This is a genomic window from Nesterenkonia sandarakina (genome assembly GCF_013410215.1).
Classification (GTDB): Bacteria; Actinomycetota; Actinomycetes; order Actinomycetales; family Micrococcaceae; genus Nesterenkonia; species Nesterenkonia sandarakina.
On sequence record NZ_JACCFQ010000001.1, the window covers coordinates 979,548 to 992,411 of the forward strand.

9 protein-coding genes are annotated in these 12,864 nt (G+C 66.5%); 6 read left to right on the plus strand and 3 right to left on the minus strand.

All coding sequences use genetic code 11. The features are described from left to right. Nucleotides 1–61 precede the first annotated feature (61 nt). Nucleotides 62–1,147, minus strand: coding sequence for an inositol-3-phosphate synthase (locus tag HNR11_RS04650; protein ID WP_179441330.1), 1,086 nt, complete (start codon nt 1,145–1,147; stop codon nt 62–64). 131 nt (nt 1,148–1,278) lie between these two features. Here HNR11_RS04650 and HNR11_RS04655 point away from each other — a divergent pair, with 131 nt between their 5' ends. Next, nucleotides 1,279–2,769, plus strand: coding sequence for a hypothetical protein (locus HNR11_RS04655; RefSeq protein ID WP_179441331.1), 1,491 nt, complete (start codon nt 1,279–1,281; stop codon nt 2,767–2,769). Here HNR11_RS04655 and HNR11_RS04660 read toward each other — a convergent pair. Continuing rightward, nucleotides 2,755–4,179 (minus strand): CCA tRNA nucleotidyltransferase, encoded by a 1,425-nt coding sequence (locus tag HNR11_RS04660; protein WP_179441332.1) that lies wholly within the window; start codon nt 4,177–4,179, stop codon nt 2,755–2,757. The two genes, HNR11_RS04655 and HNR11_RS04660, sit on opposite strands and share 15 nt — an antisense overlap. Before the next feature lie 123 nt (nt 4,180–4,302). Between HNR11_RS04660 and HNR11_RS04665 the strand changes: the two genes are divergently transcribed. The 5 genes from HNR11_RS04665 to trxA all read left to right on the plus strand — a co-directional run bounded on the left by HNR11_RS04665 (nt 4,303) and on the right by trxA (nt 10,201). Then, entirely contained in the window at nt 4,303–4,857 is a 555-nt protein-coding gene (locus HNR11_RS04665; RefSeq protein ID WP_058887898.1) for an NUDIX hydrolase, read from the plus strand. A gap of 21 nt (nt 4,858–4,878) precedes the next feature. Beyond that, complete coding sequence (gene murJ, locus HNR11_RS04670) at nt 4,879–6,717, plus strand: murein biosynthesis integral membrane protein MurJ (RefSeq protein WP_246310319.1); 1,839 nt, start codon at nt 4,879–4,881, stop codon at nt 6,715–6,717. Between the two features lie 68 nt (nt 6,718–6,785). After that, nucleotides 6,786–8,735 carry a hypothetical protein gene (locus HNR11_RS04675; protein ID WP_179441333.1) on the plus strand — a complete coding sequence of 650 codons (1,950 nt, stop codon included), beginning with the start codon at nt 6,786–6,788 and terminating at the stop codon, nt 8,733–8,735. A gap of 114 nt (nt 8,736–8,849) precedes the next feature. After that, on the plus strand, nt 8,850–9,860 hold the full coding sequence (trxB, locus tag HNR11_RS04680) for a thioredoxin-disulfide reductase (protein WP_375139275.1): 1,011 nt from the start codon (nt 8,850–8,852) through the stop codon (nt 9,858–9,860). Between the two features lie 14 nt (nt 9,861–9,874). After that, nucleotides 9,875–10,201 carry a thioredoxin gene (trxA, locus tag HNR11_RS04685; protein WP_179441335.1) on the plus strand — a complete coding sequence of 109 codons (327 nt, stop codon included), beginning with the start codon at nt 9,875–9,877 and terminating at the stop codon, nt 10,199–10,201. Nucleotides 10,202–10,319: 118 nt separating this feature from the next. Here trxA and HNR11_RS14350 read toward each other — a convergent pair whose 3' ends face one another. Further along, the gene (locus tag HNR11_RS14350) at nt 10,320–11,822 is read right to left on the minus strand and encodes a ParB/RepB/Spo0J family partition protein (RefSeq protein ID WP_179441336.1); all 1,503 of its coding nucleotides are present in this window, start codon (nt 11,820–11,822) and stop codon (nt 10,320–10,322) included. Nucleotides 11,823–12,864 lie beyond the last annotated feature (1,042 nt).

Genomic DNA, 12,864 nt, shown 5'->3' on the forward strand with positions numbered 1-12,864 from the left:
TACCGGGGACACCGTCCGCACGGTAGACCACGTAAGCCCCGGTAAAACGGAGGGGGGAGGGTCAGCGGTCGATCTCGCCTCGGATGAAGGCCTCCACCTTCTCGTGGGCGACATCATCATGGAACTGCTCCGGCGGGGACTTCATGAAGTAGCTCGAGGCGGAGAGCAGCGGCCCGCCGATGCCACGGTCCAGCCCGATCTTCGCCGCCCGGATGGCGTCGATGATCACCCCGGCGGAGTTCGGTGAGTCCCAGACCTCCAGCTTCAGCTCGATGGAGACCGGGGCGTCGCCGAAGTTGCGACCCTCCAGCCGGATGAACGCCCATTTGCGGTCATCGAGCCACTGGATGTAGTCGCTGGGCCCGATGTGGACATCGCGGTCCGCCAGGGGCGCCGAGGTGTTGGAGGTGACGGCCTGGGTCTTGGAGATCTTCTTGGACTCCAGCCGGTCGCGCTCGAGCATGTTCTTGAAGTCCATGTTCCCGCCCACGTTGAGCTGATACGTCCGGTCCAGGTGGACCCCGCGATCCTCGAAGAGGTGGGCCAGCTCCCGGTGCGTGATCGTCGCCCCGATCTGTGACTTGATGTCGTCTCCGACGATCGGCACTCCTGCCTCGGTGAACTTGGCTGCCCACTCCGGAGTCCCGGCGATGAAGACCGGCAGGGCGTTGACGAAGGCCACCCCGGCGTCGATCGCCGCCTGGGCGTAGAACCGAGCCGCCTCCTCGGAGCCGACCGGCAGGTAGCACACCAGCACCTGGACCTGCGCCTGCTTCAGCGCGGCGACCACATCCACCGGTTCCGCGGCGGACTCCTCGATGGTCTCCCGGTAGTACTTCCCGAGCCCGTCCAGCGTCGGTCCGCGCTGGACCGTGACGCCGGTATGCGGGACCTCCGCGATCTTGATGGTGTTGTTCTCCGAGGCCGAGATCGCCTCCGCCAGGTCCAGGCCGACCTTCTTGGAATCCACGTCGAAGGCCGCGACGAAGCTGACATCGCGCACGTGATAATCCCCGAAGCGGACATGCATCAGCCCGGGAACGTTCTGATCATCAGGAGCATCCTTGTAATACTCCACGCCTTGGACCAGCGATGCCGCACAGTTTCCGACGCCGACCACGGCGACTCGGATGGGTTGTTCTGCCAAAAGTTCTCTCCTTGGTGTCCTGATGGCCCCCGGTGCGTGACGCATGGGAACCCGAAGGTGATCTCAGTCATAGAGGTGTCTCCGAGAGTGAAGCCTATAGCCCATGGACCCCGAGGGTTATCGTGGAGCCGATGACCCAGTCCCCGAAGACCCCGACACCGGTCGCCCCAACCCGGGACGACCCGCTGCTGCGGCACCTCTCGGAGCGCCTCGGCGGACCCGCAGGCCGCCGGCTGCGCCCCCGGCGATCACCCGCCCCGCTGCTGCTGGGGCTGACCCTGCTGGGAATCCTGCTCTCCGCGCTGACCAGCCAATACTGCCGGATCAACGGCTGGGGCGGGGTCGAGGTGTACCACGCCGGCTGCTACTCGGACATCAGTGCGCTCTTCGCCCAGCGCGGGCTCGACGACGCGCCGTGGGGCCCCCTGCTGGGCACCGGATATTTCGAGTATCCGGTGCTCACCAGCCTGATCGCGGCGCTGCTGGCCGCCGCGACCCGGTTCCTGCTCGCCCAGGAGATGACCGCGGCACTGGGCTGGAGCGTCGAACGCGGCTCGCTGCTGTACTGGGATCTCAGCTTCGCCGCCGCTGCGGTGGTGTGGCTGGTGCTGGTGCTGGTGGTGATGAAGGCCGCGGGTGCACGGCCCTGGGACGCTGCGATAGTGGCGGTCTCTCCTGCGGTGATCTTCGGCATCGGGATCAACTGGGACATCTGGGCGGTGACCGCGATGGCGCTGGCCATCCTGGCCTTCCAGCGCGGGGCCCATCTCAGTGCAGGCGTGATGATCGGCGTCGGAGTCTCCTTCAAGCTCTTCCCGCTGTTCATGCTGGGCGCCGTGCTGGTCCTGGTGCTGCGCCGCGACACCGGCCTGGGCTTCGGGGTCTTCCTGAAGGTCCTCGGCGCAGCGGTGGTCAGCTGGCTGATCCTGAACCTGCCTGCCATGGCCCTGAGCTCCAGTGCCTGGTCTGAGTTCTTCGAGCTCTCCGCCGAGCGCGGCGCCGGATACTCCTCGCCCTGGTACCTCTGGCAGCTCATCGCTGAGGGCCGGGGAGCCTCCGGGCTGAGTGCGACGGCGATCTCGGGATTCTCACTCGGGCTCTTCGCCGCCGCCTGCGCAGGCATCCTGCTGCTGGGTCTGCGCGCAGAACATCCCGCGCGGATGGTCCAGCTGCTGTTCCTGATCGTGGCCGCGTTCCTGCTGCTGAACAAGGTCTACTCGCCGCAGTTCATGATCTGGCTGGTTCCGCTCATCGCGCTGGCGGCGCCACGCTGGCGGGATGCGCTGATCTGGCAGGGGTTCCAGCTGCTGCACTTCTGGGCGGTGTGGATGCACCTGGCGGGCATCGTCGGGGATCACGAGGCGCAGCATTCCTTTGACACCGCGCTCTACATCACCGCGGTGCTGGGCCACATCGGTGCCACGCTCTACCTGATGATCCAGGTGGTGCTCGACATCCTGCGCCCCCAGCGAGACCCCGTGCGCCAGGTCGGCCGCGGCCCAGAGCCCGGTGCCGCTCGCACGCCTGAACCTCGTGCCGCTCGCACGCCTGAGCCCCAGGTCGGTCGCGGCCCAGAGCCTGGCTCCGCACCGGAGCCGGCGCCGGGCTCAGCGCTGCGCTGAGGCCCACTCCTTCAGGATCTCCACGGCCTCTGCCTTCTCCACCGGCCCGTGCTCCATGCGGTGTTCGAGCAGGAACTTATACGCCCGGCCCACCTCGGGTCCTGGAGCGATGCCCAGCACCTCCATGATCTGTTCCCCGTCCAGGTGCGGGCGGATCCGGTCAAGCTGTTCACGTTCGGCGAGTTCCACGATGCGCGCCTCGAGGTCGTCGTAGGCGTGGTCGAGCCGGGCCGCCTTCTTCTTGTTCCTGGTGGTCACATCCGATCGGGTGAGCCGGTGCAGACGCTCGAGCTGGTCTCCGGCGTCGGTGACGTAGCGGCGCACCGCGGAGTCGCTCCACCCCTGGTCCCCGTAGCCGTAGAAGCGCATGTGCAGCTCCACCAGCAGGCTCACCGCGGCGATGCTGGCCTTGTCGAAGCGCAGCTCCTGCATCCGTCGTCGGGTCTGCTTGGCCCCGACCACGTCGTGGTGCCGGAAGCTGACCCCGCCACCGGGTTCGAAGCGCCGGGTCTTGGCCTTGCCCACGTCGTGCATCAGCGCCGCGAAGCGCAGCACGAAATCGGGTCCGGGCACCGGGCCGTCCTCGTCGGTCTCCAGGGCGCAGGCCTGTTCCAGCACCTGCAGCGAGTGCTGGTACACGTCCTTGTGCCGGTGATGCTCATCGTCGGTGAGCTTCAGCGCGGGCACCTCCGGGAGCATGATCTCCGCGAGCCCGGAGTCCACCAGCAGGTCGATCCCGGCACGCGGGTCCGCGCCGCAGATCAGCTTGACCAGCTCCTCGCGGATCCGCTCTGCAGAGACGATGCTGAGCCGGGCAGACATCTCGGTCATCGCAGCGAGCACCTCTTCGGCGACCTCCATGCGCAGCTGCGAGGCGAAGCGCGCCGCGCGCATCATGCGCAGCGGGTCATCGGAGAATGACTCCTCCGGGGTGGCCGGGGTGCGCAGCACGCCCAGGTGCAGATCCTTCACGCCCCCGTGCGGGTCCACCAGTTCGAAGCCCGGCAGCTTCAGCGCCATCGCGTTGACCGTGAAGTCCCGCCGGATGAGGTCCTCACCCAGGTCGGTGCCGAAGTTGACCTGCGGCTTGCGTGAGCCAGGGTCGTAGGCCTCGGCGCGGTAGGTGGTGATCTCGATCGAGTCCGCGCCCTTGCGGATCCCGATGGTGCCGAAGTCCCGGCCGATGTCCCAGTGCGCGTCGGCCCAGCCGGAGACCGTCTCGATGATCTCATCTGGGGTGGCGGCGGTGGTGAAGTCCAGGTCCGGGGAGGTGCGTCCCAGGAAGAGGTCCCGTACGGGACCTCCGACCAGGGAGAGCTCGAAGCCGTGGGCGGCGAAGCGTTCGCCGAGTTCGACGACGACCTCGGGCAGCCAGGCGCCGTCGGGAAAACCAGAGGGAAGGTAAGGCATAGCGGAAACAGTGTCCCATATGCCTCGCCGGGTGCCGCTCCCACCCGCCTCAGCACTGGGATCCACGCCCGGCGCGGGACATCACGCCATGATCACAGCGACGATCCGATTAGAGTGTTCTGTATGAACAGACCGGAGACCGGCGATGAACGGCGCACCCCATTGACAGTGTCAATGGGTGCCCGGCGTGTGCCGGCCCGCCAGAGCACCCGGCAGCAGGGGAGCCTTCCCACGGTCGAGGAGGTCAGCGCAGGAGGCGTGGTCATCCGTCCCGCATCCCCCGGTTTCGAGGTGGCCATCATCGCGCGCTACAACCGGGGCGGACGCCTGGAATGGTGCCTGCCCAAGGGCCATCCCGAAGGCTCAGAGACCTTCGAGGAGGCCGCGCTGCGCGAGGTGGCCGAGGAGACCGGAGTTCAGGGCGCCATCCTGACCTCCCTGGGCAGCATCGAGTACTGGTTCACCGTCCCCTCGCACCGGGTGCACAAGACGGTGCACCACTACCTGATGGAGGCTGTGGGCGGGGAGCTCAGCATCGAGAACGACCCCGACCATGAAGCCGTCGACGTCGCCTGGGTGGACATCGACGCACTGGAGCGGACGCTCTCCTTCCCCAATGAGCGCCGGATCGTGAACCTCGCGCGTCAGGTGATCGATGAGTCTGTGCAGTCCAGCTGACCCGGCTATAGTCCTCTGACGATGACTGCTGCTTCCCCCCATCAGACCGACCCGGGCGCTCCGCCGCCTCCGCCTGCGACTCCGGCGACCCCGGACGGCACCGCAGCCAGCGAGAGCTCCGCAGAGCCCGTAGGCCCCGCGGGCACCTCCGGCTCCGGCTCAGACCCCGCGGCGGATCAGAGCCACCTGCCCGCCAAGGGGCTGGCCCGGGCCAGCGCGATCATGGCGGCGGGGACGCTGGTCTCCCGAGTGCTCGGCTTCGTGCGCACCGCGCTGCTGGCGGTGGCCATCGGGTCCACCACTCTGGTCGCGGATGTCTTCGAGAAGGCCAACACCGTCCCCAATGTGATCTACCTGCTGCTCGCCGGCGGGATGTTCAACGTGGTGCTGGTCCCGCAGCTGATCAAGGCCGCCCGGCGCCCCGACCGGGGCGCGGACTACACCTCCCGGCTGCTCACGCTGACCACCACCGTGCTCGCGGTCTTCACCGTGCTGCTGACCCTCGCGGCGTACCCGATCGTGCTCGCCCTGACCCGGAACTGGACCGAGCCGATGCTCGCCCTGGGCACTGCCTTCGCGATCTGGACGCTTCCGCAGATCTTCTTCTACGGGCTCTACGCGGTGACCGGGCAGGTGCTCAACGCCAACGCCCGCTTCGGCTGGTACATGTGGGCCCCGGTGCTGAACAACTTGATCGCCATCGGGGTGATCCTCAGCTTCATCATCACCTTCGGCCGGTATGCCGCCAGCGACGACCAGCTCACGGAGTGGACCGCGCAGCAGACCATCTGGCTCGCCGCCGGGCACACCGTCGGGATCATCGCCCAGGCGCTGCTGCTGCTGTGGCCGCTCTCCCGGCTCGGGCTGAAGCTGCGCCCGAAGTTCGGGCTCAAAGGGATGGGCCTGGCCTCCACCGGCCGGATCGCCGGGTGGACCCTGGTGACCATGCTCATCGGCAACATCGCCAACCTGCTCTATATGCGCCTGATCTCCGGAGCGACGGCGACCCGTGAGGGGATGGGGGAGCTCGGCGCCTCGGTGCCCGGTGAGTACGCGGCCAACGTCGCCGAGCTGATCGCGATCCTGCCGCACTCGGTGTTCGTGCTCTCCATCGCCACGGTGCTCTTCAACCAGCTCGCCCGCGCGATGGACCTGGGCCGCTATTCCCGGGCCCGGGAGATCATCAACGAGGGGCTGCGGATCTTCGCGATCCCCGTGATGTTCTGCATGGTGGCCGTCTTGGTCCTGGCCGGCCCGCTGGGCCGGATCTTCGGCGGTGCCGCGGCCGACGCGAACCTCGCCGGCGCCGCCATCGGGCAGCTGCTGGTGCTGCTGGCCCTGGGCATGCCCTTCCGCTCCGCCAGCTTCTACCTGATGCGCGTCTTCTACTCCGCGGAGGACGCGAAGACCCCGATGCTGATCTACGCGATCATCGCGGCGGTGGGCCTGAGCACCGCCTACGGGTTGGCCCAGGTGGTCCCCGACGAGCTGATCCCCTACCTGGTCATCGGACTCTTCACCGCGCTGCACATGCTGCAGTACCTGATCTGCCACCTGCTGGTGGTCCGCCGCTGGGGCGGCTTCGACTTCGCCTCGGTGCTGGGAGCGTATCTGCGTTCCGGGGCCTGCGCGGCCACCGCCGGGCTCGCCGGGGCGGCGACGCTGTGGCTGCTCGGCGGCTACAACTGGGGCTTCGCCTGGAACACCATCTTCACCGCGGTGATCAGCTGCGCCGCCGTCGGGGTGGTGATGGCGGTGGTCTTCGTGGTGATGCTGCGCTGGCTGCGCGTGGAGGAGTTCACCGCTGCCATCGCGCCGCTGGCCAGGCGCGTTCCAGCACTGTCCCGCCTGGCCCGGTAGGCTTGGGATGATCAGTTGCTGGCCGTCCGGAGCGGTGGCCAGGATGTTTCCCGGACCGAGGAGAACTTGTGGCGCAGCCTTTCGGCGTCGGCGATCTAGTGGGTGGGCGCTACCGCGTCACCCATCACGTGGTGACGTCTGCCGACCAGGACATCGTCTTCCAGGCGAGCGATGAGGTCCTGGACCGAGATGTGAGCATCCTGCTGGCCTCACGCTCGAACGCGAAACAGGTGGCCACCTCGGCACGGGAACTGGCGATGGGGTCACGAGACTCCGAGGTCCAGGTGCTCGACCTCGGGCTGACCGATGAGCGGACCTACCTGATCTCCACCCTGGTGGACCCCAACACGCTGCTGGATCTGGTGGTCCCGGACACCGCCCCCTACGTGGAGCCCTTCTTCACCGACTCGTTGGGATCCGAGCTCTTCGGGCAGTCCCGGGTGATGGAGCCCGAGACCTACGAGGACGACGACGAGTACTACGCCGGCCTGCACGCCGGGGCCTCCGATGATCGCTCCCAGGATGCCGCACGCCGCTTCCGACGACGTCGGCCCGCCTTCCTGGACAAGGTGTCTGACTCCTTGAATCGACGGCTGAACACCGAGAACGACGCCGCCGCGCTGGCCATGGCCGCAGGCCAGAAGGATCCAGAGCACACCGCGGCCGCGGACTTCCTGCGCCTGGACATGGAACTGACCTCTGCCGACCCGGCTGGGGACACCCCGGAGGACTTCAGCGGCACCCGGGAGATCGCCTCGACTGCACCCCCCGCCACGGCCTCCGCCGCTGCAGCAGTTCCGGCGGCACCCGGGTCAGCATCTCAGGCCCCGGCGACGGAGCCTGACGGAGCCTCCGGGGGCACACCCGTCTCCACCGCCTCCACTTTCCATGGGGAGGCGTCTGACCACGGGGAGGCCGCAGGTGCAGCCGGTGCCCGTCAGGACGATCTGGACGGGGATGAGGTCGTGGACAATCCCCCGGACTCCCCGATCGACACGTTCAACCCTCCGCCAGGTCCACCGGAGGCCTCGCAGCCCCCGCTGCCCGGACCGCCGCGGTCACGTCGCCTCAATGAATCGGTCTCCTTCACCGGTCTGATCCGGCCGGTCCCGCGTCTGGACGAAGAGACCACGCTGCAGGGGACAGCTGAGCCCTCCGCAGACTCGAATGCTGACGCTGCGGAAGCGGCAGGCGGCAGCACGGTCCCCGCGGCCGGTGCAGCTGCTGCTGGATCCGCTGCTGCATCCTCTGGGGCGGCCTCTGATGGCGCCGCGGGCTCACGCTCGGTCCCTGCGACCGCGGAGCCCGCTGACACGGACTTCCGGGATGAGAAGCCCGGAATAGGACGCTGGATCACCGCTGCAGGGCTTGCCGCGCTGTTGCTGATCGCCGCCGTGGTGATGTTCTTGAACCTGCGCGGCGGGGAGTCCGAAGACACCGCCGCCACTGCAGATCAGACCCAGGAGGAGGCTGACGAGGGCGCTGCAGCAGAGGGCTCCGACGAGGCCGGGGACCAGGAATCCTCCTCCGAGGAGTCCGCACCCGCTGAGACCTCCGGTCCAGAACCGGAGATCGCGGGCATCACCCGGGTTGTGCCGGATTCCCCGGATCTGATCGCCGATCGCGACGGGCAGCTTTCCAACCTCTTCGACGGCGACCCCTCCACCACCTGGGTCACGCTGTCCTTCGCCACCGCCGATTTCGGTGGCTTCAGCTCAGGCGTCGGCCTCATCGCCGAGCTGGAGGAACCCACAGAGATCTCCTCCGTCACGGTCAACCAGGTGGGCGAGAGCTCCGGGGGCGCCTTCGAGGTCCTGGTCAACGATTCACCCAGCTTCGAAGGTGCCCAGCAGGTCGCAGAGGGCACCTTGAACTGGGACGAGACCACCGTGGAGGTCGACGCCGAAGGTGCGGCAGGCTATGTGATCATCAACATCACAGAGCTGCCGAGCCAGGATTCGCCCAACGCCGACGGGCTTCCCTTCAGCACCGAACTGGCACAGATCCGCATCGACTGAACCCTCACTGCGGTGGGGTGCCGGACATGGCTCCAGTAGGCTGGCGGGTGATGGAATAGGGTGAACATCGATGATGTTCAATATTCCAGACACCACGACCGTTGCTAAGGACATGTGATTGTGACTGAACAGACCCCTGACCAGGTTCATGACGTGGTCATCATCGGCTCCGGCCCTGCTGGCTACACCGCGGCCGTCTACATGGCCCGTGCAAACCTGAACCCCATCATCCTCACCGGCTCTGTGACCGCAGGTGGGGAGCTGATGAACACCACCGAGGTGGAGAACTTCCCGGGCTTCCCCGAGGGCATCATGGGCCCTGACCTGATGATGAACATGGAGCAGCAGGCACGCCGGTTCGGCGCGGACATCCGCCACGAGGATGCCACCGAGCTGCTCCTGGATCAGCCGATCAAGCAGATCACCACCGGTGCCGGGGACGTGCTGCATTCCCGCGCCGTCGTGCTGGCCACCGGATCCGCCTACCGCGAGCTCGGCGTGCCGGGCGAGAAGGCGCTCTCCGGCCACGGCGTCAGCTGGTGCGCCACCTGCGACGGCTTCTTCTTCCGGGAGCAGAACATCGCGGTGGTCGGCGGCGGAGACTCCGCCATGGAGGAGGCTCTGTTCCTCACGAAGTTCGCCTCCAAGGTCACCGTCCTGCACCGCCGCGGTGAACTGCGCGCCTCCCAGATCATGGCGGACCGCGCGAAGGCCAACGAGAAGATCGAGTTCATCTGGAACACCGAGGTCACCGAGGTCCAGGGCGAGGGCAAAGTCAGCCGGCTGCTGCTGCGCGACACCACCACCGGGGAGCCATCCTCCCTGGATGTGACAGGTGTCTTCGTGGCTATTGGTCATGACCCCCGCACCGAGCTCTTCAAGGATCAGATCACGCTCACCGAAGAAGGCACGGCTTGGGTCGAGGGGCGTACCTCCAGGACCTCGCTGCCCGGCGTCTTCGCCGCCGGAGATGTGCTTGATCCGACCTACCGGCAGGCGATCACCGCTGCAGGCTCCGGCTGTGTGGCGGCCCTCGACGTCGAACACTGGTTGGCGGACACGCTGAACTCTGAGGCCGCCAAGGTGCCGACTCCCCCTACCAACACTGCCCCCGTACCGTCCTAAGAAAGGAGATCTACATGTCAGATCTCAAGAACGTCACCGATGCAAGCTTCGAGCAGGACGTCCTGCAGGCCGATAGGCCGGTTCTGGTCGATTTCTGGGCCGAGTGGTGCGGCCCCTGCCGCATGCTGACTCCGATCCTCGAGGAGCTGGCCGCCGAGAACCCGGAGAAGATCGAGGTCGTGAAGGTCAACGTGGATGAGAATCCCGGCACCGCGGCCAAGTTCGGGATCACCTCGATCCCTGCGGTCTACGCCTTCAAGGGTGGCGAGCACGTGCAGTCTTCGATCGGCGCGAAGCCCAAGCAGGTCCTTGAGCAGGAGTTCGCTGATCTGCTGAAGTAGCAACCGGCCCCGAACTTCGGGGCTCTTACAGGTGGGGCCCGGAACGCAGCTGCGTTCCGGGCCCCACCTGTTTCACGTGAAACTCGATGACCCCTTCCAGGGGCGCGAGGTCAGCGATTCATGGGCGCGAACCGATCATGTCCATCAGACGGTGCAGATCATCGATGGAGCCGAAATCGATCGCGATCCGGCCCTTCTTGGCTCCCAGGGTGATCTTGACCTGCGTGTCGAGACGATCCGTGAGCGCTTCGGAGAACTCCTCGAGCTGACGCACCCGAGGGCTCTTCGCGCGTTCCCGGCCCAGGTCTCCCGTGTTCTGGTCGCGCTGGGCCAGGGTCACGGCCTCCTCGGTGGCACGCACCGACAGCCCCTCGGCCACGATCCGTCCGGCCAGCTGATCCATCTGCTCCAGAGACTTCAGCCCCAGCAGGGCCCTGGCGTGCCCAGCAGAGAGCACCCCGGCGGCCACCCGGCGCTGCACGGCCGGGGGCAGCTTCATCAGACGCAGGGTGTTGCTGATCTGCGGTCGGGATCGCCCGATGCGCTCCGCCAGCTCGTCCTGGGTGCAGTTGAAATCATCAAGTAATTGCCGGTATGCAGCGGCTTCCTCCAAAGGATTGAGCTGCGATCTGTGGATATTCTCCAAAAGAGCGTCGCGGAGCAGATCATCGTCGGTGGTCATCCGCACGATGGCTGGAATCGATGTCCGCTCGGCGGTCTTGGAAGCCCGCCAGCGCCGTTCACCCATGACCAGCTCATACTGGTCAGGTCCCGCAGGTCGCACCACGATGGGCTGCAGCACGCCGATCTCTCGAATCGAGTGGATCAGCTCATCCATATGCTCCTCGTCGAACTCCTGACGAGGCTGACGTGGGTTCGGCACGATCGCATCCACTGGGATGGACCTGAACTCGGCTCCGTCCACCGTGCCGCCGGTTTCACGTGAAACGGTCTGGGTCCAGGCAGCCTCGGTGGGCTCGCTGGCCGGGAAAGAGTCCTTGGTCGCCTGATCTGTGCCGGATCTATCTTCCAGCGACGAGGCATTGCTGGCCGCAGGAGCGTGCCCCGTTGCGGCCGTGCTGGATCTAGACGCGGTACGCGAAAGCACGTCTGGCATGGGAGCACGCTGGCCACCGGGGGATCGCCTGGACGAGGTGCTTGGCGGTGCAATGGTGGCAGATTCCCGGGCGATGACCTGCCGATCCAGGTCTGATTTCGCTGAGAAGAAGACATCTATCGGGCGCGGAGCTGGTGCCCGGATTCCCCCGGTTTCGCGTGAAACCTGCTGGGATCCCGCTGACGAGTCCGCGCTATCCGCCGACTCTGGAGCCCGTGAGTCATCGCGCCGGCCCCGGCCAGCCGTCTGGGAGGCAGAGTCCGACCTTCTCGCTGGCTCGGCCCCGGTCTCGGACTCCTCATGCGTCGACCCTGTACCTGCCGCGCCTTCAGCCACCGACCCTACACCTGCCGACCGCTGCTCTGCCCTCGCGGGCGGTGCGGACTCTGCTGCTGCTGCCTCGTCCGCCGCAGCCTGCTCGGCAGCCGCAGCCTCTTCGGCCGCATCACTGTTGATCAATGCCCCTAAGCCCCGACCAAGCCCGCGACGTTTGCGTTCTGCCATGCGGCAGCCTCCTAGCAGATAGAACCGGCGCCGTTCCACGTGCAGGACGGCCGCATCTATTCTACGGAGCAAAACCACGGGTTCGGGTCAGGCGAGACACCAGGGTTCAGCGTTTCACGTGAAACCTGGGGCCGCACCCAGGCGTGACTTTGCGCTCAAGGTGTGGTTCCATCCATATCGTCGCGCTTTGTCGACCAGCCCGTTGCGCGCGATCGCGGTGTCTCCGCAAGAGATGCTCTCGAGTCTGGCAGTCGCAGAGTCCACCCGCGCGGCGCTTTCTGCCAGGTGATCTTGGCTCTGTTCCACGTGAAACACCAAGACCTCCATCGAGAACCGCCTGCTGCAAGAAGTGGAGCATGCGCAAGCAAGCGTGCACCGCAGTCGCCGACATAAGGGATGGCGACTTGAAGGACGGCGCCGTGGTGGGATCAACACCGCGACAGCGCAAGCAGGTTTCACGTGAAACCCACGCTGTTCACGCGCCCGAAGCAAGAAAAGTGCGCGTTTCACGTGAAACTCTTTCTAGAACGGGCCGAGGCGCTGGTGACGACCGAGTTCGCGGAGGGGACATGGACTCTACCTGGACTCACCCCCCCTGCCACTGACCGCACACCAGCGCGCTGTTCGTGCAGATGACCCCGTGGCCGGCATCTGATCTGTCATCCCGTGCAGTAGGTCTCCGGCCAGCCTCGACCAGGCGGGCGGTCCGGGAGGAGCAGGATCCTACGAGCGCCGTGATCCAGTGATCCATGAATCAGCAGTATCTGCGCCCCAGACGCTTTGCTGCGCGATTGCGCCGCAAGTGCAGGATCGGATGATTCTCAGCACACAGGTCCAACGTTCCACGTGAAACGCCCTCCGGACAGAGAAAGTCCGCTGAGGTGGGCTTGACGGGCAACGCAGCCACTCGAGAAGGCACAGATTGCCGCTGGAGGTTCCACGTGAAACGCGCCAGACCAGTGACAAGCGATCCGGCACAGCAGGTTTCACGTGAAACGAGGTCAGAAAGTGCATTGCCCGTTACTACACGGCCACGACCGCC